This is a genomic window from Pseudomonas resinovorans NBRC 106553 (assembly GCF_000412695.1).
Lineage (GTDB): Bacteria > Pseudomonadota > Gammaproteobacteria > Pseudomonadales > Pseudomonadaceae > Metapseudomonas > Metapseudomonas resinovorans_A.
In genome coordinates this window covers 5,382,941-5,403,395 of sequence record NC_021499.1, presented here as the reverse complement: position 1 = coordinate 5,403,395, position 20,455 = coordinate 5,382,941, and the positions used below count along the sequence as shown (strand labels likewise).

18 protein-coding genes are annotated in these 20,455 nt (G+C 65.6%); 5 read left to right on the top strand and 13 right to left on the bottom strand.

Annotated features, from left to right (window positions below; all coding sequences use genetic code 11):
- Positions 1–44: 44 nt before the first annotated feature.
- The gene (locus PCA10_RS24380) at positions 45–1,019 is read left to right on the top strand and encodes a GlxA family transcriptional regulator (protein ID WP_016494753.1); all 975 of its coding nucleotides are present in this window, start codon (positions 45–47) and stop codon (positions 1,017–1,019) included.
- A 66-nt stretch (positions 1,020–1,085) separates the two neighbouring features.
- On the opposite strand, the gene pgi is transcribed toward PCA10_RS24380, so the two are convergent.
- The 11 genes from pgi to dksA all read right to left on the bottom strand — a co-directional run bounded on the left by pgi (position 1,086) and on the right by dksA (position 13,658).
- Positions 1,086–2,750, bottom strand: coding sequence for a glucose-6-phosphate isomerase (pgi, locus tag PCA10_RS24375; protein ID WP_016494752.1), 1,665 nt, complete (start codon positions 2,748–2,750; stop codon positions 1,086–1,088).
- Positions 2,751–2,820: 70 nt separating this feature from the next.
- Complete coding sequence (gene panD, locus PCA10_RS24370; protein WP_016494751.1) at positions 2,821–3,201, bottom strand: aspartate 1-decarboxylase; 381 nt, start codon at positions 3,199–3,201, stop codon at positions 2,821–2,823.
- Positions 3,202–3,280: 79 nt separating this feature from the next.
- A complete protein-coding gene (gene panC, locus PCA10_RS24365) occupies positions 3,281–4,141 on the bottom strand; it encodes a pantoate--beta-alanine ligase (protein ID WP_016494750.1) in 861 nt (286 codons plus the stop codon).
- Positions 4,138–4,938 carry a 3-methyl-2-oxobutanoate hydroxymethyltransferase gene (gene panB, locus PCA10_RS24360; RefSeq protein WP_016494749.1) on the bottom strand — a complete coding sequence of 267 codons (801 nt, stop codon included), beginning with the start codon at positions 4,936–4,938 and terminating at the stop codon, positions 4,138–4,140. Before panB ends, panC begins: the two co-directional genes overlap by 4 nt.
- A gap of 102 nt (positions 4,939–5,040) precedes the next feature.
- Positions 5,041–5,541: a 2-amino-4-hydroxy-6-hydroxymethyldihydropteridine diphosphokinase gene (gene folK, locus PCA10_RS24355; RefSeq protein WP_016494748.1), complete on the bottom strand. Its 501-nt coding sequence runs from the start codon at positions 5,539–5,541 to the stop codon at positions 5,041–5,043.
- A 2-nt stretch (positions 5,542–5,543) separates the two neighbouring features.
- Positions 5,544–6,947 (bottom strand): polynucleotide adenylyltransferase PcnB, encoded by a 1,404-nt coding sequence (locus PCA10_RS24350; RefSeq protein WP_016494747.1) that lies wholly within the window; start codon positions 6,945–6,947, stop codon positions 5,544–5,546.
- 695 nt (positions 6,948–7,642) lie between these two features.
- Positions 7,643–9,070 carry a sigma-54-dependent transcriptional regulator gene (locus PCA10_RS24345; protein ID WP_016494746.1) on the bottom strand — a complete coding sequence of 476 codons (1,428 nt, stop codon included), beginning with the start codon at positions 9,068–9,070 and terminating at the stop codon, positions 7,643–7,645.
- Positions 9,071–9,092: 22 nt separating this feature from the next.
- The gene (locus PCA10_RS24340) at positions 9,093–12,047 is read right to left on the bottom strand and encodes a sensor histidine kinase (protein ID WP_016494745.1); all 2,955 of its coding nucleotides are present in this window, start codon (positions 12,045–12,047) and stop codon (positions 9,093–9,095) included.
- Positions 12,031–12,207 carry a hypothetical protein gene (locus PCA10_RS30500; protein WP_016494744.1) on the bottom strand — a complete coding sequence of 59 codons (177 nt, stop codon included), beginning with the start codon at positions 12,205–12,207 and terminating at the stop codon, positions 12,031–12,033. Before PCA10_RS30500 ends, PCA10_RS24340 begins: the two co-directional genes overlap by 17 nt.
- 71 nt (positions 12,208–12,278) lie before the next feature.
- Entirely contained in the window at positions 12,279–13,166 is an 888-nt protein-coding gene (gene gluQRS / locus PCA10_RS24330) for a tRNA glutamyl-Q(34) synthetase GluQRS (RefSeq protein WP_041770432.1), read from the bottom strand.
- 48 nt (positions 13,167–13,214) lie between these two features.
- On the bottom strand, positions 13,215–13,658 hold the full coding sequence (gene dksA, locus PCA10_RS24325) for an RNA polymerase-binding protein DksA (RefSeq protein WP_016494742.1): 444 nt from the start codon (positions 13,656–13,658) through the stop codon (positions 13,215–13,217).
- 194 nt (positions 13,659–13,852) lie between these two features.
- Here dksA and PCA10_RS24320 point away from each other — a divergent pair, with 194 nt between their 5' ends.
- Together PCA10_RS24320 and sfsA are read left to right on the top strand one after the other, a co-directional pair.
- Positions 13,853–15,028, top strand: coding sequence for a pyridoxal phosphate-dependent aminotransferase (locus PCA10_RS24320; RefSeq protein ID WP_016494741.1), 1,176 nt, complete (start codon positions 13,853–13,855; stop codon positions 15,026–15,028).
- On the top strand, positions 15,025–15,732 hold the full coding sequence (gene sfsA / locus PCA10_RS24315) for a DNA/RNA nuclease SfsA (protein ID WP_016494740.1): 708 nt from the start codon (positions 15,025–15,027) through the stop codon (positions 15,730–15,732). Before PCA10_RS24320 ends, sfsA begins: the two co-directional genes overlap by 4 nt.
- Before the next feature lie 4 nt (positions 15,733–15,736).
- Here the strand turns inward: sfsA and PCA10_RS24310 are convergent, their stop codons facing one another.
- Positions 15,737–16,060 carry a Rieske (2Fe-2S) protein gene (locus PCA10_RS24310; RefSeq protein WP_016494739.1) on the bottom strand — a complete coding sequence of 108 codons (324 nt, stop codon included), beginning with the start codon at positions 16,058–16,060 and terminating at the stop codon, positions 15,737–15,739.
- A gap of 89 nt (positions 16,061–16,149) precedes the next feature.
- A complete protein-coding gene (locus tag PCA10_RS24305; RefSeq protein WP_016494738.1) occupies positions 16,150–18,363 on the bottom strand; it encodes a TonB-dependent hemoglobin/transferrin/lactoferrin family receptor in 2,214 nt (737 codons plus the stop codon).
- 317 nt (positions 18,364–18,680) lie between these two features.
- Between PCA10_RS24305 and PCA10_RS24300 the strand changes: the two genes are divergently transcribed.
- Together PCA10_RS24300 and PCA10_RS24295 are read left to right on the top strand one after the other, a co-directional pair.
- On the top strand, positions 18,681–19,292 hold the full coding sequence (locus tag PCA10_RS24300) for an energy transducer TonB (RefSeq protein WP_158491051.1): 612 nt from the start codon (positions 18,681–18,683) through the stop codon (positions 19,290–19,292).
- A gap of 17 nt (positions 19,293–19,309) precedes the next feature.
- Positions 19,310–20,374 (top strand): hemin-degrading factor, encoded by a 1,065-nt coding sequence (locus tag PCA10_RS24295; RefSeq protein WP_016494736.1) that lies wholly within the window; start codon positions 19,310–19,312, stop codon positions 20,372–20,374.
- Positions 20,375–20,455: the final 81 nt, after the last annotated feature.

Sequence of the window (20,455 nt, the reverse complement as noted above, 5' to 3'; positions counted from 1 at the left end):
AGCTATCAGTGAATAACTGCCAATCCACTTCACGGGTGTTCCCCATGGCGCAACCCCATCGCGTGCTGCTGCTGGTGTTTCCCGATTTCCAACTGCTGGATGCCAGCGGTCCGGCGGAGGTGTTCGCCGCCGTGACCGAACACCTGCCAAGGGCAGCGGGGGCGGCCTATGTGCTGCAGGGCATCTCCGCCGAGGGCGGGCTGGTGCGTTCCAGCACCGGGCTCGAGTTGATGAGCGAGGCCCTGCCGGAACCGGCCGACCTGGCCGGCAGCACCTTGCTGGTAGCCGGTGGCTACGGCGTGCAGCGGGCGATGGGGCAGGGTCGACTGGCGCGCTGGCTCAAGGAGGCGGTGCCCCGGGTGGCGCGCTGCGGCTCGGTGTGCACGGGGGCCTTTTTGCTGGCGCAGGCGGGCTTGCTGGATGGCCGTCCCGTGGTCACCCACTGGAAGTACGCCCCGTTGCTGCAGCGGCTGTTCCCCAAGCTGCTGGTGCAGGAAGACGCGTTGTTCGTGCGCGACGGGCGCTTCTACAGCTCGGCCGGTGTTACCGCCGGCATGGACCTGTGCCTGAGCCTGGTGGAGGAGGACCATGGGAGGCCGGTGTCGTTGCAGGTGGCCAAGGGGCTGGTGATGTACCTGCGCCGGCCAGGTGGCCAGCGGCAATTCAGCGCCGAGTTGCTGGCCCAGCAGGCACCTGCCGGTGGCGTATTGGAGCAACTGGTCCACTGGTTGCGCGGCCGCCTGCACGAAACCCTGGATATCGAGACGCTGGCGCTCCAGGCGGCGATGTCACCGCGCAGCCTGCATCGGCATTGCCAGGCGGAACTGGGGGTAACACCGGCCCGGTTGCTGATGCAGTTACGTCTGGAGGAAGCGTGTCGGCTGCTGGAGGCGGGCGCGACATCGCTCAAGCGCACGGCGCAGAAGACCGGGTTCGGCAGCGAGTACAACCTGCGCCGGGCCTTCGTCCAGGCCCTGGGGGTGACGCCGAGTGAATATCGGCAGCGGTTCTGCCGCTAGGTGGAACGAATCGCGAATGAATTCGCTCCTACGGGTGCAGGAGCGAAATCACTCGCCGGGGCTGGCTCAGCCGCGATGGCGCGCGCGGAAGAAGTCGATCAGGCCCTGGGTCGAGCCGTCCTCGGCCAGGGCTTCGTCCTGGCCGGTGAGGCGCGAGTAGACGCCCTTGCCCAACTCCTTGCCTAGTTCCACTCCCCACTGGTCGAAGGCGTTGATGCCCCAGAGCACGCTTTGCACGTAGACCTTGTGTTCGTACATGGCGATCAGCGCACCCAGGCGGCGTGGGCTGATGCGTTCCATCACCAGGGTGTTGCTCGGGCGGTTGCCGGGGACCACCTTGTGCGGCGCCAGGCGCTGCACCTCGTCTTCCGGCAGGCCCTTGGCGCGCAGCTCGGCCTCGGCTTCCTCGTGGGACTTGCCGAGCATCAGCGCCTGGCTCTGGGACAGGCAGTTGGCGAACAGCCACTGATGGTGGTCGGCGACCGGGTTGTAGCTGGAAACCGGGACGATGAAGTCCGCCGGGATCAGCTGGGTGCCCTGGTGCAGCAACTGGTGGTAGGCATGCTGGCCGTTGCAGCCTACGCCGCCCCAGATCACCGGACCGGTGCCGGCGCTGACGGGGCTGCCGTCCTGGCGCACGCTCTTGCCGTTGGATTCCATGTCCAGCTGCTGCAGGTGGTCGGTGAAGTTACGCAGGTAGTAATCGTACGGCAGGATCGCGTGGCTATGGGCGCCCCAGAAGTCGCCGTACCAGACGCCCAGCAGGCCGAGGATCACCGGGATGTTGCGCTCGAAGGGCGTGGTCTGGAAGTGCTGGTCCATGCTGTAGGCGCCGGACAGCAGCTCCTTGAAGTTGGAGATGCCGATGGACATGGCGATCGGCAGGCCGATGGCGGACCACAGCGAGTAGCGCCCGCCGACCCAGTCCCACATCGGGAAGATGTTCTCTTCGCGGATGCCGAAGGCGATCGCCGCTTCCTTGTTGCTGGAAACGGCGATGAAGTGCCGGTAGAGCTCCTCTTCGCTGCCACCCTGGGCCAGGTACCAGGCGCGGGCGGCCTGGGCGTTCTTCAGGGTTTCCAGGGTGCCGAAGGACTTGCTGGAGACGATGAACAGGGTGGTCTCGGCGTTCAGGCGGCACGCCAGTTCGCGGAATTCGCTGCCGTCGATGTTCGCCAGGTAGTGGCAACGCACGCCTTTCTGGGCGAAGGGCAGCAGGGCTTCGGAGACCAGCTGCGGGCCGAGGAAGGAGCCACCGATGCCGATGTTCACCACGTCGGTGATGGGCTTCTCGGTGTAGCCGCGCCACAGGCCGTTGTGCACGTAGCCCACCAGCTCGGTCATCTGGTGCAGCACGCGGTGCACCTCGGGCATCACATCGACGCCGTCCACCCGCACCTTGTCGCCGATGGGCCGACGCAGGGCCGTGTGCAGCGCCGGGCGGCGCTCGGAGGCGTTGATCACATCGCCACGGAACATGGCCTTGATGGCGTCGCCGAGCTGGGCTTCCTCGGCCAGCTTGACCAGCAGCTCCAGGGTGTCGGTGCGCACCAGGTTCTTCGAGAAATCCAGCAGCAGGCCACAGGCGCTGTGGCTGAATTGCCTGAAGCGCTCGGGGTCGTCGCTGAACGCCTGGCGCAGGTTGAAGCCGGCCAGGTCCTGGCGATGCTGGTGGAGCGCGTTCCAGCTGGGCAGTTGGGTGACATCGAGCGGCGTCAGGTGGTGATCCATGGCGTACCTGTGTGCGACTTATGAAAAAGCCCGGAAATATCCGGGCTTCGGGTCATCCTGCGTTCCGGTGTCAGGCTACCTGGACCGGAATCGCGTTGCTGGTATGGCTGAGTTCATTGCCCGGAGCCATGTACAGCATACGCGGTTTGAAATTGGCCAGTTCCGCCTCGCTGTAGTGGGCGTAGGCGCAGATGATCACGCGATCACCGACCTTGGCCTTGTGCGCCGCGGCGCCGTTCACCGAGATCATCCGCGAGCCGTTCTCGGCGCGGATGGCGTAGGTGGTGAAACGCTCGCCGTTGTCGACGTTGTAGATCTGGATCTGTTCGTACTCGCGGATCCCGGACAGGTCGAGCCAGTCACCATCGATGGCGCAGGAACCTTCGTAGTCGAGCACGGCGTGGGTCACTTCTGCGCGGTGCAGTTTGGCCTTGAGCATGATGGCGTGCATGGCGTTTCCTCGTCAGGATGCGGGCGGCGGCAGAGTTTGCCCGAACCCCCTGGGGGGTTCAAGGCTGCGGCGGCATTGGTCAGGCTTGCGCTTGCAGATTGAAGGCAAGGTTGTCGATCAGGCGGGTGTTACCCATGAAGGCGGCGCCCAGGATTACCAGGTGCTGGTCCTGCTCCGTGGCGGGGCGCAGGCTCAGTGCTTCGCGGACTTCCAGGTAGTCGGGACGGAAACCGGCGTTGGCCAGCTCGGCCAGGCCTTCCTCCACCAGCGCGGCGAAGTCGCGGCGGCCGGCGCGGATGGCCGAGGCCATCTGTTGCAGGGTGCGATACAGGGCCGGGGCGGCGGCGCGCTGGGCGTCGTCCAGGTAACCATTGCGCGAGGACAGCGCCAGGCCGTCGCTGGCGCGGGACGTGGGCTCGCCGATGATCTGGATCGGCATGTTCATGTCGCGTACCAGCTTGCGGATCACCGCCAGTTGCTGGAAGTCCTTCTCGCCGAAAATCGCGAGGTCGGGCTGGACCATGTTGAACAGTTTGCTGACCACGGTGGCGACGCCTTCGAAGTGCCCCGGGCGGCTGCCGCCACAGAGGCCATCGGAGACTTGCGGGACATTCACGATGGTCTGGCCGCCCATGCCGTCGGGGTACATCTCTTCCACGTCCGGATGGAACAGCAAGTGGCAGCCGGCGGCGACCAGCTTCTCCTGGTCGGCCACCAGGGTGCGCGGGTACTTGGCCAGGTCTTCGCTGGGCCCGAACTGCAGCGGATTGACGAAGATACTGGCGACCACGAAATCGGCGCGCTGGCTGGCCTTCTCCACCAGGGCGACGTGCCCGGCGTGAAGGTTACCCATGGTGGGCACGAAGCCGATGCGCTTGCCTTCGCTGCGCGCACGGGCGACGGCGGCGCGCAACTCGCGGACGGTCTTGACGGTGATCATGCGGAGAATCCGTGTTCGGCGGCGGGGAAGGACAGGTCCTTGACGGCCTGGACGTAGGCCGACAGGGCGCCCTGGATGTTGCTCTGGCCTTCCATGAAGTTCTTCACGAACTTGGGGGCGCGGCCGGTGAGGGACAGGCCGAGCATGTCGTGCAGGACCAGTACCTGGCCATCGGTGGCGCTGCCGGCGCCGATGCCGATTACCGGGATCTTCACCGACTGGGTGATTTCGGCGGCCAGTTCGCTGGGCACGCACTCCAGCAGCAGCATGGCCGCGCCCGCTTGCTCCAGGGCCATGGCGTCGGCGCGCAGTTGGCGTGCCTGGGCTTCCTGGCGACCCTGGACCTTGTAGCCGCCGAGGATGTTCACGGCTTGCGGGGTCAGGCCCAGGTGGGCGCAGACCGGAACGCCGCGTTCGGCCAGCAGGCGGATCGGGTCGGCCAGCCAGGCGGCGCCTTCCAGCTTCACCATGTGGGCGCCGGCCTGCATCAGCAGGGCGCTGTTGGCGAAGGTCTGCTCGAGGCTGGCGTAGGCCATGAAGGGCAGGTCGGTGATGATCAGCGCACCCTGGTTGCCGCGTTTGACCGCGGCGGTGTGGTAGGCCATGTCGGCCACGCTGACCGGCAGGGTGCTGTCATGGCCTTGCAGAACCATGCCAAGGGAATCGCCCACCAGCAGCACATCGACGCCCGCCTGGCAGGCAGCCTGGGCGAAGGTGGCATCGTAGGCTGTCAGCATGGCGATCTTCTCGCCTTTCAGCTTGAGCTCTTGCAGGGTGGTCAGGGTCACATCAGGCATGAAAACGTCCTCATCGGCGCCGGATTGCACCGGCGCGGGGCAACGGGACGCTTATAGTCCCGATGGGGGGGCATGGTGTCAATTGCAGGTGTTACCGAGCTGTTACGGCGTTACCGACAGGTCGGAAAGGCGTTCGAGGCCTTCGAAGGGGCAGGCGTCCAGCAGGCTCTGCAGCGGGCGGCCGTCGGGCAGTTGCAGCTCGCCGGCGATCTCCGCCAGGGGATAGAGCACGAACGCGCGGGCATGCATGTGGTAATGCGGAACCTGCAGCCGGGGCTCGTCGATGCGGCGCTGGCCGAACAGCAGGATGTCCAGGTCCAGGGTGCGCGGCCCCCAGCGTTCGTCCTTGCGGACGCGACCTTGCGCCAGCTCGATGGCCTGCAGGGCATCCAGCAGTTCCAGAGGGGCGAGCTCGGTTTCCAGGGCTGCCACGGCATTGACGTAACGGGGCTGGTCCGGCGGGCCCAGGGGGTCGCTGGCGTAGAGCGAGGACACGGCGGCGAGTCGCGTGCCGGGCAGTTCACCCAGCGCCGCGAGGGCGCCGCGCAATTGGCTGACGGGCTCGGCAAGGTTGCTGCCGAGGCCGATGTAGACGCGTTCCATGATCACTCGCCCGAGGTGTCGGGGGCGCCATCGGTGCGCGGACCACGGCGGCGGCGACTGCCACCGCGACGGCGGCGCTGGCCAGCGGGCTGGTCGTCCTTGTTGCTCAGCTCGCGGATCATGTTGCGACGCTGGCTGTCACTGGCGTCCTGGTAATCGGTCCACCACTCGCCCAGGCCGTCGGTTTCCTCGCCGGCGCTTTCGCGCAGCAGCAGGAAGTCGTAGCCGGCGCGGAAGCGCGGGTTTTCCAGCAGCAGGTCGGCACGCTTGCCGCTACGCCGTGGCAGGCGTTCCTGCATGTCCCAGATCTCGCGGATCGGAATGCTGAAACGCTTGGGAATGGCGGTGCGCTGGACTTGTTCCATGATCAGCACATGGGCCGCTTCCTGCATGGCCGGGATCGGCGCCATGCCGCGCTCCTGCAGCTGCGCTGCGCGGGCGGGCAGTGCCGGCCAGAGCAGGGCGGCGAAGAGGAAGGCCGGGGTGACCGGTTTACCTTGGCGGATGCGCTCGTCGGTGTTGATCAGGGCCTGGCGGATCAGTTGGCCGGTGTACTGGGGATTGCGCTTGAGGGCAGCGGCGCTGGCCGGGAACAGCGGTGCGTAGAGGTCGTACTCGACCAGCAGCTCGAAGGTGCGCTCGGCCTTGCCGCCGAGGAACAGCTTGAGCACTTCGTCGAACAGGCGCGCCGAGGGGATCTCGCGCAGCATCGGGGCCAGTTCGCGGATCGGCGCGGCGCTGTGCTTCTCGATCTCGAAGCCGAGCTTGGCGGCGAAGCGCGCGGCCCGCAGCATGCGCACCGGATCCTCCTGGTAACGCTGCTCGGGAATGCCGATCAGCCGCACCAGGCGGTTACGGATGTCGTGTACGCCGTGGGCGTAATCGAGGATGCGCTCGCTGCTGGGATCGTAGTACAGCGCATTGATGGTGAAGTCGCGGCGCTGGGCGTCGTCTTCCAGGCTGCCATAGACGTTGTCGCGCAGGATGCGGCCGCTTTCGTTGCGCGAGGACTGGTTGCTGTTCTCCTCTTCGTCACCCTGGGGGTGGTTGGCGCGGAAGGTGGCGACCTCGATGATCTCGCGGCCGAACTGCACATGGGCCAGCTTGAAGCGGCGACCGATCACCCGGGCGTTGCGGAACTCGGCACGCACCTGCTCGGGGGTGGCATTGGTGGCCACGTCGAAATCCTTGGGGCGCAGGTCCAGCAGCAGGTCACGGACGCAACCACCGACCAGGTAGGCCTGGTAACCGGCGCGTTGCAGGCGCTCGACCACCACCACGGCGTTGCGGCTGATCTCGCCACGACGCAGCGAATGCTGATTGTTGCCCAGTACTTCGGGTGTGCTGCGCGGATGTTGCGCGCGGCGAAGGGGAGAACGGAAAGACTGGAACAGCTTCTTCAGCATGGGATGCACTGTTTTGCGGAATGGTCGGCCAGAAAGGGATATGGACGCACGATGGCCGCGGATTCTAGCACTGGGAGGGGGGATGTTGAAGAAAACGTCTGAAAGGAGGCAAAGCTGAGGGAGGTAAAGCTACTGGGGGAGCCGAAGCTCCCCCCCAAAATTGGTGCGTGCTTTGTTTTTATTGTGTTGGGCTTGATGTTTTTGTTGTTAGACCCGCTCCAGCAGGCTTTCGCCTCTGGACATGCCCTCCAATCGAGGGTTAATAGCAAACGGATTGCTTTGGACGCTGATGGTGCCTTGATCATTCCGTGACCCAACCAGTTCTGGCGCTGCTTGGAAGCAGTTTTTGTTGTTCTCTGCCTGGCTGTGGGGCTGGCCCCAAGGGCAACTCCTCTCCAAAAGAATCAGTTAGCTGCGCCTCCGCTGTCTTGTTTTTATTGTGCTGGAGTCGATACGTCTTGTTTTTATTGTGGGGTTAAGCGTTTGTTATTGTTGTTGTACCAAAGATAAAGCAGATGCCGTGCCAACTTTTGCGATTCCTTGTAAATCAAGGGTTTGCGGTGGTGCGGGGTTGGGCGGGGGGCAAAAAAAAGCCGGGTTTTCGTTACCTTTGAACCCGGCTTTGTTACGCGATGTTAGGTGGGGTAACAGCCCGGGAACCGAATTCGTTCCCGGAATGTCACCGGCGCGAGCACTCAGGACCCGGCTGCGGCCCCCGATTTGCGGCGCGGAATACCCAGGCGCTGACGGCGTTCCCACAGGCACTTGCGGCTGATACCCAGCTTGCGGGCCAGTTCGGTCTCCGTCATGTGGTCCTGGTGCTCCAGCACGAAGTGCTGGAAGTAGTCTTCCAGGGAGAGGTCCTCGGTCGGCTCGTGGGCGCTGTTGTTGGTCTGGGACGGCGCCATGGAGTCGTTGAAGTCGTCGTCTTCCAGGTCATCCAGTTCGATGTCGATGCCCAGCAGGTCGGCCGAGATGTCCGGGCTCTCGCACAGGATCACCGCGCGCTCGATGGCGTTCTCCAATTCGCGCACGTTACCCGGCCAGTTGTAGTGGCGGATGGCCTGTTCGGCGTCGCTGGCGAAGCGCAGGTTGTCGCGCCCCATTTGCGCGCACTGGCGCGCCAGGAAGGAGCGGGCGATTTCCAGCACGTCGCTGCCGCGCTCGCGCAGGGCGGGGAGCTTCAGGGAAATGACGTGCAGGCGGTAATAGAGGTCCTCGCGGAACTGGCCGGTCTTGGCCAGGGTCTTGAGGTCGCGGTGGGTGGCGGCGATCAGGCGCACATCCACCTTCTGCGATTGCACCGAACCCACGCGGCGGATCTCGCCTTCCTGGAGTACCCGCAGCAGGCGTGCCTGGGCTTCCAGGGGCAGTTCGCCGATCTCGTCGAGGAACAGGGTGCCGCCGTCGGCCGCTTCCACCAGGCCGGCGCGGCCCGCGGTCGCGCCGGTGAAGGCGCCTTTCTCGTGGCCGAAGAGTTCGGACTCGATCAGGGTTTCCGGAATCGCCGCGCAGTTCACCGAGATCAGCGGCGCCTTGGCGCGGCGGGAGAGGTTGTGCAGGGCGCGGGCCACCAGTTCCTTGCCGGTTCCGGACTCGCCCTGGATAAGGACGGTGGAGTCGGTCGGGGAGACTTTGCGGATCTTGCTGTAGAGCTCGAGCATGGCCGGGCAGGAGCCGATGATGCCGATCTCGCCGTCACTGTTGGCGCTGGCTGCCTTGTCGCCGCCACGGCTGGCGCTGGGGCGCTCGCTCGGGGCCGACTTGACCTCCTGGCGCTCCTTGAGGATGCGCGCCACGGCCTGGAGCATTTCGTCATGGTCGAAGGGCTTGGCGATGTAGTCCACCGCGCCCATCTTCATCGAGTCCACCGCCGAGCGCAGGCTGGCGTAGCTGGTCATGATCAGCACCGGGGTGCCTTGGGCCAGCTTGATCAGTTCGGTACCGGGGGCGCCGGGCAGGCGCAGGTCGCTGACGATGAGGTCGAAACCGGGAATGCTGTAACGCTCCTGGGCTTCCTGTACCGAGCCGGCCTCGCTGACTTGGTACTGATTGCGTTCCAGCAGGCGACGCAAGGCAGAGCGAATGATGGTTTCGTCTTCGACGATCAGAATATGTGGCATTAATTCGGCTCTCTAGACGGTCTCAGCTCACGGCGGATGTCGCTTCGACAAAACGAGGCAGCGTCACCCTGATTCGGGTGCCGCGCTGGTGCTCGGAGTCTGCCGGGCTTTCGATGGTTATCTGTCCATAATGCTCTTCCACGATCGAATAGACCAGTGCAAGGCCAAGGCCGGTCCCTTTCCCTGGGTCCTTGGTGGTGAAGAATGGTTCGAACAGGCGGTCCATGATCGCCTTCGGAATGCCGCTGCCTTCGTCCTCGACGACCAGGTCCACGGTGTGCTCCGAGGCTTCGCTGCGCACGCGGATGGCGCTGCCAGCAGGCGACGCGTCACGGGCATTGGAAAGCAGGTTGATCAGCACCTGGGCGAGGCGTTGCGGGTCGCCCTCGACTATGTGCTGCGGCTCGCAGAGGTTGAAGAAGTTCACGTCGACGCTGCGCCGGTTCAGTGACAGCAGGCCGATGGCGTCCTGGGTCACCTCCGCGAGGCACACCGGTTCGCTGGCCTGCTGACGGCCGCCGGCGTGGGCGAAGCTCATCAGCGACTGGACGATCCGGGTAACGCGCTTGGTCTGTTCGAGGATCTGGCTGCTGAGTTCCTTGATCTCGGAATCGCCTTCGCGCTCTTCGCGCAGGTTCTGCGCCAGGCAGGCGATACCGGTGATGGGGTTGCCGATCTCGTGGGCGACGCCGGCGGCCAGGCGGCCGATGGAGGCCAGGCGCTCGGAGTGGACCAGCTTGTCTTCCAGCAACTGGGTGTCGGTGACGTCTTCCACCAGCAGTACCAGGCCGCTGCTGCCCGGGGCCAGGGGCTCTTCGATGGCGGCCTTGTGCAGGTTGAGCGCGCGCACCTGGCCGTCGAGGGTCAGGCGCTGCTTGTGCAGGTGTTCGTCCGGCAGGTTGATGAAGCCTTCCAGCAGGCCCTTCCAGGGATCGGCGATGGTCGACAGGCGCGAGCCCACCACGCGTTGCGCCGGGATCTCGGTGAGTTCCTCCATGGCGCGGTTCCACATGAGGATCTCCTGGTCCTTGGCCAGGGAGCAGACGCCCATGGGCAGTTCCTGCAGGGTCTGGCGGTGGTAGCGGCGCAGGGCGTCCAGTTCGGCGGCGAGGCCGGTGAGGCGCGAGTGGTAGTCCTCCAGGCGGCTCTCGATGAAGTGGATGTCTTCGGTGACGTAGCCCTCGCTGCCCGACTTGTAGGGCAGGAAGGTTTCCACCATGTCCTGGGCCACGCTCGGACCCATCAGGCCGGAGAGGTTAGCCTCGATGCGGTCACGCAGGCGGCGCAGGGCGTAGGGGCGGCGTTCGTCGAAGGGCAGGTGGAGGTCGCGCAGGGCCTGCTCCACTTCCTTCTGCGCGGTCTTGGCGCCCAGGGGCTTGGCCAGCTGGGTGGCGAACTCCTGGGGCGAACCGGCCAGCAGTTCACGACGCTGGGGCCGGCGCACGTTGTCGACGGTGCAGGCTTCGGCCGCGCTGATTTCTTCCGGGCTGGCCTCGGTGAAGAGGGAGACCAGGGTGAAGATCAGGACGTTGGCCGCCAGGGAGGCGATCGCGGCGATGTGCCAACTGGTGTCGTCGAGCACATAGATGGCGTTGAACAGCGGCAGGTAGACGCCCTGCAGGTTGCCCACCAGCGGCAGGAGCATGGCGAACAGCCAGACCAGGAAGCCGGCCAGCAGGCCCGCGATGAAGCCGCGGCGGTTGGCGGCCGGCCAGTAGAGCACCGAGAGCGCGCCGGGCAGGAACTGCAGGGTGGCCACGAAGGCGACTATGCCGAGGTTCGACAGGTCCTGTTCGGCGCCCAGCATCAGGTAGAAGCCGTAGCCGGCCATGATGATGAAGACGATCAGCGCGCGGCGGGTCCACTTCAGCCAGCGGTAGATGTTGCCCTCGGCCGGCGGCTGGTACAGCGGCAGCACCAGGTGGTTGAGGGCCATGCCGGAGAGCGCCAGGGTCATCACGATGATCAGGCCGCTGGCGGCGGACAGGCCGCCGACATAGGCGAGCAGGGCGAGCGCCGGATTGTTCACGGCGATGCCCAGGCCCAGGGTGAAGTATTCCGGGTTGGTGGTGGCGCCCAGCTTGAGGCCGGCCCAGAGGATCAGCGGGATGGCCAGGCTCATCAGCAGCAGGAACAGCGGCAGGCCCCAGCTGGCGCTGACCATGGCGCGCGGATTGAGGTTCTCGGTGAAGGTCATGTGGTACATGTGCGGCATGACGATGGCCGAGGCGAAGAACACCAGCAGCAGCGTGCGCCACGGTCCTTCCTGCAGCGGGGTGTGCAGGCTGGCGAGGGATGCCTGGTTCTGCAGCAGCCACAGCTCGAGCTCGCGGGGGCCGCCGAATACCCCGTAGAGGGCATAGAGGCCGATGGCGCCCAGGGCCACCAGCTTGACCACCGACTCGAAGGCGATGGCGAACACCAGGCCGGCATGCTTCTCGCGGGTGGCGATATGGCGGGCGCCGAAGAGGATGGTGAAGAGCGTGATCAGGGCGCAGAAGCTCAGCGCCACGCGGTTGTGCACCGGCTCACGGGTGAGGATGCCGATGGAGTCGGCCACCGCCTGGATCTGCAGGGCCAGCAGCGGCAGCACGCCGATGATCATGATCACCGTGGTCAGCGCGCCGGCCCAGGTGCTGCGGAAGCGGAAGGCGAAGAGATCGGCCAGGGACGACAGCTGGTAGGTCCGGGTGATCCGCAGGATCGGGTAGAGCAGCACCGGCGCCAACAGGAAGGCCCCGGAAACGCCGAGGTAGCTGGCGAGGAAGCCGTAGCCGTACTGGTAGGCCAGGCCGACGGTGCCATAGAAGGCCCAGGCGCTGGCGTAGACACCGAGCGACAGCGTGTAGGTCAGCGGATGGCGGACGATCCAGCGCGGGACGAAGCCCCGGTCGCTGAGCCAGGCTACGCCGAAGAGGGCCAGGAGGTAGGCAGCGCTGATCAGGATCAGCTGGGTGAGGCTAAAGCTCATCAGCATCGCGTTGACTCTGCAGAATGAAGGTCACCACGATCAGGATCAGCCACAGCAGGTAGGGGCGATACCAGGCGCCATCGGGGTCGATCCACCAATCCATGATGGCGGGGGAGAACAGGTAGATCCCCACTACCAGGAGCAGGACCAGTCGGTAGATGTACATGCCACATTTCTCGTCGTGTCTGCGGCGATGGTAGCGAATGCCCCGGAGTGCCGCGAGTGCCCTGATGGGACCTAGCGCAGTTGCGCCTCGGCCAGTGTGCGGCTGCGCGGGATACGCCCGGCATCCCAGTGGGCGATACCCCAGTCCAGCACCTCGCGGGGTCGCAGCCTGGCCAGTTCGTCCGGCGGCTCCTGGCCCAGGGTGCGCAGCGCCCGGGTCAGCAGCGGCGCCGCGCTGTCGGCCGGCAGCGGCGGAGAGCGGTAGGACTTGCCCAGCTTGTGGCCATCGGGCTGGATGATCAGGGGGACATGCAGGTAACGCGGCTGGCTGAGGCCCAGCAGTTCCTGCAGGTAGAGCTGGCGCGGGGTCGAGTCCAGCAGGTCGGCGCCGCGCACCACCTGGTTGATGCCTTGCCAGGCGTCGTCCAGGACCACGGCCAGTTGATAGGCATAAAGGCCGTCGCGGCGGCGAATGACGAAGTCGCCCACTTCGCGGCCCAGGTGCTGGCGGTACTCGCCCTGCACGCGGTCGACGAAGTGGTATTCCAGCTCCGGCACGCGAATGCGGATGGCCGCGTCGTGCTGCGGATGCTGGGCGTTGCGGCAGGTCCCCGGGTAGATGCCCTGGCTGCCTTCCAGTTGCTTGCGTGAACAGGTGCAGGCGTAGGCCAGGCCCATCTCGTAGAGGCGGTCGATCACCTGGGCATAGGCTTCGTGGCGGTCGCTCTGGCGGATCATCTCGCCGTCCCACTCGAAGCCGTAGTTTTCCAGGGTATGCAAGATCGCCGCCTGGGCGCCCTCGACTTCCCGTGGGGGGTCGAGGTCTTCCATGCGCAGCAGCCAGCGTCCGCTGTTGGCGCGGGCATCGAGGTAGGAGGCGAGGGCGGCCACCAGCGAGCCGAAGTGCAGATAGCCGCTGGGCGTTGGGGCGAAGCGCCCGATATAGGTGGGGGTACTCATGTCGGGCGGGGCAAAGCAACGGGGCGCCAATGGCGCCCCGTTTCGGCATCAGGAGCCGAGTTGCTTTTCCTTGATCTCCGCCAGGGTCTTGCAGTCGATGCAGAGGGTGGCGGTGGGGCGGGCTTCCAGACGGCGGATGCCGATCTCTACGCCGCAGGAGTCGCACCAGCCGTAATCGTTGTCTTCGATCAGCTGGAGGGTCTCGTCGATCTTCTTGATCAGCTTGCGTTCGCGGTCGCGGGCACGCAGTTCCAGGCTGAACTCTTCTTCCTGGCTGGCGCGGTCGGCCGGGTCGGGGAAGTTGGCGGCCTCGTCCTGCATGTGGTGCACGGTACGATCCACCTCTTCCATCAACTCCAGTTTCCACTTGTTGAGGATGTTGGTGAAGTGAGCGCGCATGCGGTCGCTCATGTACTCCTCGCCCTTGGTCTCTTGGTAGGGCTCGAAGCCACGAACCAGCTGGCTGTTCTGTTGTTTTGCATTGGTGGGCATGGAAGGCCGCCTCTCACATTCTCTAATCCATTGCGCAGGATTATGGTCCATCGCCGGCGTTACCGGCCCTGCGGCTGCAAGCGGGCGAACTTACCAGATCGATTCAGGGTTCGCTACTCCCTGACGTCAAGCATGCTGCAGCGTCCTGGGGCCATTGGGTAGAATCCTCTCTTTGCCTTAATAAAGGAAGGCCAATGGCCCAGTCCTACAGTGCGCGCAGCCGCGCCATCGAACCTTTCCACGTCATGGCCCTGCTGGCGCGCGCCAACGAACTCCAGGCGGCGGGTCACGATGTGATCCACCTGGAAATCGGCGAGCCGGACTTCACCACCGCCGAGCCCATCATCCAGGCCGGCCAGGCTGCCCTCGCCTCCGGGCACACCCGTTACACCGCCGCCCGTGGACTGCCGCAGCTGCGCGAAGCGATCGCCGGCTTCTATGCGGAGCGCTATCGGTTGAACATAGACCCTGAGCGCATTCTCATCACCCCCGGTGGTTCCGGTGCCCTGCTGCTGGCCAGCAGCCTGCTGGTGGACCCGGGCCGTCACTGGCTGCTGGCCGACCCCGGCTACCCGTGCAATCGCCACTTCCTGCGCCTGGTGGAAGGCGGTGCGCAGCTGGTGCCGGTGGGTCCGGAAACCCGTTACCAGTTGACTCCGCAGCTGGTGGAGCGGCACTGGGACGCCGACAGCGTGGGCGCCCTGGTGGCGTCGCCGGCCAACCCTACCGGCACCGTGTTGCACGCCGATGAACTGGCCGCTCTGTCGCAGGCGCTCAAGGCCCGTGGCGGCCACCTGGTGGTGGACGAGATCTACCACGGCCTGACCTACGGCATGGACGCCAGCAGCGTGCTGGAAGTGGACGACGACGCCTTCGTGCTCAATAGCTTTTCCAAGTATTTCGGCATGACCGGCTGGCGCCTTGGCTGGCTGGTGGCTCCCCCTGAGGCGGTGCCCGAGCTGGAGAAGCTGGCGCAGAACCTCTACATCAGCGCGCCGTCCATGGCCCAGTACGCGGCCCTGGCCTGTTTCCAGCCGCAGACGCTGGAGATCCTCGAGCAACGCCGCGCCGAGTTTGCCCGCCGTCGCGACTACCTGTTGCCGGCCCTGCGCGAGTTGGGCTTCGGCATCGCCGTCGAGCCGGAAGGCGCCTTCTATCTGTATGCGGATATTTCCGCCTTTGGCGGCGATGCCTTTGCCTTCTGCCGGCACTTCCTCGAGACCGAGCACCTGGCCTTCACGCCGGGCCTGGACTTCGGCCGCCACCAGGCGGGCCACCATGTGCGCTTCGCCTACACCCAGGGCCTGCCGCGCCTGGAAGAAGCGGTGCAGCGGCTGGCCCGTGGCCTGAAGACCTGGGCGGACCGGTGAGGTTCACCCCGGCCCTGGAGGAGGGCAGGCTGCTCAAGCGCTACAAGCGCTTCCTCGCCGATATCGAGACCGCGTCGGGGGAGTTGCTGACCATCCACTGCCCCAACACCGGCTCGATGCTCAACTGCATGAGCGAGGGCTGTCGGGTCTGGTTCAGCCGCTCCAACGACCCGAAGCGCAAGCTGCCGGGTACCTGGGAGATAGTCGAGACGCCCCAGGGCCGGCTGGCCTGCGTCAACACCGCCCGCGCCAACGGACTGGTGGAGGAAGCGCTCCGGGCTGGCGTGATCACCGAACTGGCGGGTTTCGAGGGACTGAAGCGGGAAGTGGCCTACGGGCTGGAGAACAGCCGCGCCGATTTGCGCCTGGATTTCGCCGAGGGGCCGGCCTTCGTCGAGGTGAAGAGCGTCACTCTGGGCTTCGACGGCACGCCGGTGGCGGCGTTTCCCGATGCGGTGACCCAGCGCGGCAGCAAGCACCTGCGCGAGCTCGCCGCACTGGCCCGTGACGGGGTGCGGGCGGTGCAGCTGTACTGCGTGAACCTCACCGGCATCGACGCCGTTCGCCCGGCCGAGGAAATCGACCCGGCCTACGCGGCGGCCCTGCGCGAGGCGGTCGCCGCCGGTGTCGAGGTGCTGGCCTATGGCGTTGAGCTGACGCCGGAGGAAATCCGCGTCTCGCGCCGACTCGAGGTACGTCTCTGACGCGCTAGTCCCGCTCCAGCAGCCAGATGCCCTCGGCGTCTTCGCTGCATTCCAGTGCTTCCAGGAAGTCGCCGGCGCAAGGGCCGGTGACGCACTCCCCCGACTCGATCAGGAACAGCGCACCGTGGGCGGCACACTGGATCAGGCTGCCGCTCTGGTCGAGGAACTGGTCCGGCGCCCAGTCCAGCGGAATGCCCCGGTGCGGGCAGCGGTTCTCATAGGCATGCACCTGTCCGCGCCGGCGTACCAGCAGCAGTTTCAGGCCATCAACGACAAAGCCCCGGCTCTGGCCTTCGGCCAGCTCGACGGGACGGCAAAGCAGGATCATCGGCATCTCCACGGCGAACGCGCATTATCGCGCGCCGCCGTGGCTTGCCAAGAGAGGGCGCATCCTTGCGCCAAACGTGCAGAACGAGATCAGATTTCCCAGACCAGGTTGACCGCCGCATGACGGCCTGGCTGGGTGTAGCGTCGCAGGCTGGGGCTGTTTTCGGTCAGGCCGCGGGCGTCGCCCCACTGCCAGTACTCTTTGTCGGTGATGTTGAACAGGCCAGCGTTGACCGAGAGTTCCTCAGTGACCTGCCACCAGCCATTCAGGTCGAGCAGACCGTAGCCGGCAGTCTGGAACTGGCCGGGAGTCTGGGTTCGGTCGATTCGTTCCTTGGCCGCCACCACTGTCCATGTCAGGTCGCCACCAAACTTGCCACTGGGCTGCGCGTAACCGACGCCGAACACGCCCTTGAGTGGGTCCACTGAGTTGATCGGCTGGCCGGTACCTTCGTCCTTGCCGCGTGCATAGGCTACCGAGCCGATGGCGGTCCAGCCCTGGGGCGTCATGCCCAACTGGTCGAGGAAGAGTTCGCCCTTGGCCTCGAAGCCGCGAATGATCACGCGATCGCGGTTGACGTACTGGAAGTCACCGAAGGGGAAGCCCGGCACGCTGGACGGACGGGATATCTGTTCAATGAAGTCGTCGTACTGGTTGTAGAAGAAGGCGGCGCCAAAGCTGCCCACATCGTACTTGCCACGTAGACCCAGCTCGTAGCTATCGCTGGTTTCGGCCTTGAGGTTGGTGTTGGCCAGGGTGCGGTACATGCCGGGGTTGATGAACTCGCCGAAGATCTCGATCGCCTGGGGCGCGCGGAAGCCGGCGGCATATTGGCCATAGACGCTGTGCTGGTCGTCCAACTGGTAGGTCACGCCGAATTTGGGCGAGATAGCCGAGTCGGAGAAGTCGCTGGGGTTGGCGTCAGTGGCCTGGCTGTTGAGATAGCGCTGGGTGACGTGGGGCTTCATTTCGTAGTGGTCGTAGCGCACACCGGGCAGCAGCGACCAGCGGCCGATGTCGATGCGGTCCTGGGCGAACAGCGCGTATTCGGTGGTGGTCGGATCGGGGAAGTCGCTGGTCGGCAGGGTCGGCGTGGTGACGCCGGTGGCGATCACGGTTTCTCCGCCTTCGCGCAGGTCTGAGTTCTTCAGACGTTTCAGGTCCACGCCGTAGATCAGCGCGTGCTGGGTTTCACCCAGGCTAAAGGCCTTGTCCAGTTTGCTGTTGAGTACCCACATCCGCTCCTCGTAGTGAGAGTCACGAGTGCGGAACCGCGGTTGTCCGGCGACCACGCGATTTTCGAAGGTTTGCTGGCGGGTCTGACTGTCCTGGTAGCTCAGCTGTGTATGCACCTGGTCGGCAAGGAGGCTGTTCAGCTGGATGCTGTGGGCCAGTGAGTAGCGATCACGATCGACACTGTCCTGTGCGTCCTGGGTGCGGATGGTGGCGGTGTTGCTGTAGTTGCTCAGCACGCGGGTGTCTACGTCGTCCTGGTAGCTCTCGTAGGTCAGTTGCAGACGTTGGCCCTCACCGAAGTTCCAGCCGAGCTTGGTCAGCAGGTTGTCGGTGGTGTAGTCGAGCGGGTTGGCTTTCTCGCGGGTGTTGCCAATACCGCCCAGGCTGCCTTGGGTGTCCAATGCCTGGCCGGTACGGCGGCCAATGTGCAGCAGACCATCGACATTTCCCTGGCGTGCCGCGACGGTGCCACTGCGCAGCCAGCTGTCGTCGGAGCCGTCATAGCCGGTCTTCAGGCGAGCGTAAGTGTCGTCACCTTCATCCAGATAGTCGGCGGCGTCACGGGTGAGGAAGCTGACTGCACCGCCAATGGCGTCGCTGCCATACAGGGAACTGGCCGGGCCACGGATGATCTCGACCTGCTTCATGGTGTCGACGTCGACATAGTTCCGCTGGGCGCTGAGGAAGCCGCCGAAGGTGAAGGTGTCCGGCACCGAAACCCCGTCCACCTGGGTCAGTACGCGGTTGCCGCCGATGCCGCGAATGGTGAAGCCGCTCAGGCCGAAGCGGCTGCCGGTGCCACTCACCGACACCCCCGGCTCGTAACGCACGAGGTCGCGGATGTTGTTCACGTTCTTCTGATCGATCTGCCTTTCGGTAATCACCGACACCGTACTTGGCACCTGGTCGAGGCGCTGCTCGCTGCGGGTAGCGGTCACGGTCAGGGTCAGGGTATCGAACTGGGTAGCCGTTCTCTCGGCAGCCTCTTCGGCCGCCAGGGCGAGGGACGGGCAGAGCAACAGCAGGGCAAATCTGGAACGAAGGGCAAAGGGCGGACGCGGCGCCATTGGGACACTCCTAGTGGCAAGGCGTACCAGGCGACTGACTGGGGCTGCGCCGGGATTCCCTCCAGCGCGACGGCACCCGATGCCAGCGATTTTTCCGCTTTTCTCGGAGCTCGTTCGTCAGGTCTTACTGGTGATCGCAGGTTGATATCGGCGGCGACATTAATCGTGTTGACACCTAATTGTAAATAATAATCAAATAGATTTGTATTTATGTTTGGTGGGTCTCGATGCCGCGCTTCTTGCAATGCTTCTTCCTTGTCCTGGCCGCGCACGTCGGTCTGGGCTGGCTCCTGCATGACCTGCGGGAAGAGCCGGGCATGGCAGTGCAGGTACCGCAGCCGGTGATGATCCTGCTGCTCGGCCCGGAGCCGGCCGCCGCAGCGGCTCCCTCGCCTCCGAGCCCGGCAAGGCCGCCAGCCAGGCCGGCCACCAGGACCCCGCCTCCCGAGCCGAAGCCCCAACTGGTGAGCAAGCCCAGGCCGGAGCCGGCGAAACCGCTGGTGCGCACCGAGCCGGTCAGCCCCAAACCCCGCCCAGCGTCCAAGCCGCAGCAGGTGGCTGCGGCCAGTACGGCGACCAGCGACAGCAAGGCGCCCGCCGCCAGCGCTACCACGGCAGCGGCCCAGCCGGCGGTGACAGAAGTCTTCAGTCGCGAACCCTCATTCCTGACGCCGCCCAGGCCGCCGGTCTATCCGGCCCAGGCGCGGCGCCGCAATCAGCAGGGCCAGGTGCTGGTCGAGGTTCGTCTGGATGCCAAGGGCCTGCTGCGAGAGATAAGGCTGCTGCGCTCGTCGGGCGTGGAAAGCCTGGATCGATCGGCCCTGGACGCGGTCGCCGCCTGGCGCTTCCGCCCCGAAACCCATAACGGCCAACCCGTGCCTAGCCGCGTGCACATTCCCATTGAGTTCGCCCTGTCGGCGAGTCGTTGAATCACAAGGAGCTTCAAATGAGCCTGCAATCCGCAACCCCGAGTCAGGTTTCCCCCCTCTACCAGGCGTGGCAGACCCTGCGCGCCGAGAAGCCGCGCCTGCGCGCACGGGACGCCGCCCAGCACCTGTCGGTCAGTGAGGGCGAGCTGACCGCCAGCCGCCTGGGCGTCGACGCGGTGCGCCTGCGTCCGGAGTGGGCCAGCCTGCTGCCGGCCCTGGGTGACCTGGGCTACATCATGGCGCTGACCCGCAACGAGCATTGCGTGCATGAGCGCAAGGGCTACTACCGCGAGGTGTCGGTCATGGCCAACGGGCAGATGGGCCTGGTGGTTTCCGCCGATATCGACCTGCGCCTGTTCATGGGCGGCTGGGCCAGCGTGTTCGCCGTGGCCGAGGAAACCCCGCGCGGCACCCAGCGCAGCATCCAGATCTTCGACCAGCAAGGCGTTGCGGTGCACAAGGTGTTCCTCACCGACACCAGCGAACTGGCCGCCTGGGAACCCCTGGTGGCGCGCTTCCGTGACGAGGAGCAGAGCGCCGAGCTCGACCTCGAGCCGCAGCCCGAGCCGGCGGTGGCCAAGCCCGACGCGGAAATCGACGTCGAGGCCCTGCGCGAAGGCTGGGCCACCCTCAAGGACACCCACCATTTCTTCGCGCTGCTGAAGAAGCACGGCGCCGAACGCACCCAGGCCCTGCGCCTGGCGGGCAGCCAATGGGCCGAGCGCCTGGATTGCGCCGAGCTGCCGCGCCTGCTGGAAGAGGCCGGTTCTCGTGAGGTGCCGATCATGGTCTTCGTCGGCAACCGCCACTGCATCCAGATCCACAGCGGCCCGGTCCGCAACCTGAAGTGGCTGGACACCTGGTTCAATGTGCTCGACCCGGAGTTCAACCTGCACCTGCAGACCGCCGGCGTGACCGAGCTGTGGCGCGTACGCAAGCCCAGCACCGACGGTGTGATCACCAGCTGGGAAGCCTTCGATGCCGAAGGACAGCTTGTGGTGCAATTGTTCGGAGCGCGCAAACCCGGTATTCCTGAGCGGGAAGACTGGCGAGCCTTGGCCGAAACCGCGCCGGCGCTCTGACCGGCTCTATGTTGGCGCCGCCAAGGGGCGCGATGCGCCCCGATCCAGGCCAGCGCCCTGTGAGAGCAGGGCGTTGGCGTT

Bases quoted from the DNA above. Each gene is read 5' to 3' on its own strand.
- PCA10_RS24380 (WP_016494753.1), top strand. From the start codon at position 45: ATGGCGCAACCCCATCGCGTGCTGCTGCTGGTGTTTCCCGATTTCCAA.
- pgi (WP_016494752.1), bottom strand. From the start codon at position 2,750: ATGGATCACCACCTGACGCCGCTCGATGTCACCCAACTGCCCAGCTGG.
- panD (WP_016494751.1), bottom strand. From the start codon at position 3,201: ATGCACGCCATCATGCTCAAGGCCAAACTGCACCGCGCAGAAGTGACC.
- panC (WP_016494750.1), bottom strand. From the start codon at position 4,141: ATGATCACCGTCAAGACCGTCCGCGAGTTGCGCGCCGCCGTCGCCCGT.
- panB (WP_016494749.1), bottom strand. From the start codon at position 4,938: ATGCCTGATGTGACCCTGACCACCCTGCAAGAGCTCAAGCTGAAAGGC.
- folK (WP_016494748.1), bottom strand. From the start codon at position 5,541: ATGGAACGCGTCTACATCGGCCTCGGCAGCAACCTTGCCGAGCCCGTC.
- PCA10_RS24350 (WP_016494747.1), bottom strand. From the start codon at position 6,947: ATGCTGAAGAAGCTGTTCCAGTCTTTCCGTTCTCCCCTTCGCCGCGCG.
- PCA10_RS24345 (WP_016494746.1), bottom strand. From the start codon at position 9,070: ATGCCACATATTCTGATCGTCGAAGACGAAACCATCATTCGCTCTGCC.
- PCA10_RS24340 (WP_016494745.1), bottom strand. From the start codon at position 12,047: ATGCTGATGAGCTTTAGCCTCACCCAGCTGATCCTGATCAGCGCTGCC.
- PCA10_RS30500 (WP_016494744.1), bottom strand. From the start codon at position 12,207: ATGTACATCTACCGACTGGTCCTGCTCCTGGTAGTGGGGATCTACCTG.
- gluQRS (WP_041770432.1), bottom strand. From the start codon at position 13,166: ATGAGTACCCCCACCTATATCGGGCGCTTCGCCCCAACGCCCAGCGGC.
- dksA (WP_016494742.1), bottom strand. From the start codon at position 13,658: ATGCCCACCAATGCAAAACAACAGAACAGCCAGCTGGTTCGTGGCTTC.
- PCA10_RS24320 (WP_016494741.1), top strand. From the start codon at position 13,853: ATGGCCCAGTCCTACAGTGCGCGCAGCCGCGCCATCGAACCTTTCCAC.
- PCA10_RS24310 (WP_016494739.1), bottom strand. From the start codon at position 16,060: ATGATCCTGCTTTGCCGTCCCGTCGAGCTGGCCGAAGGCCAGAGCCGG.
- PCA10_RS24305 (WP_016494738.1), bottom strand. From the start codon at position 18,363: ATGGCGCCGCGTCCGCCCTTTGCCCTTCGTTCCAGATTTGCCCTGCTG.
- PCA10_RS24300 (WP_158491051.1), top strand. From the start codon at position 18,681: ATGGCAGTGCAGGTACCGCAGCCGGTGATGATCCTGCTGCTCGGCCCG.
- PCA10_RS24295 (WP_016494736.1), top strand. From the start codon at position 19,310: ATGAGCCTGCAATCCGCAACCCCGAGTCAGGTTTCCCCCCTCTACCAG.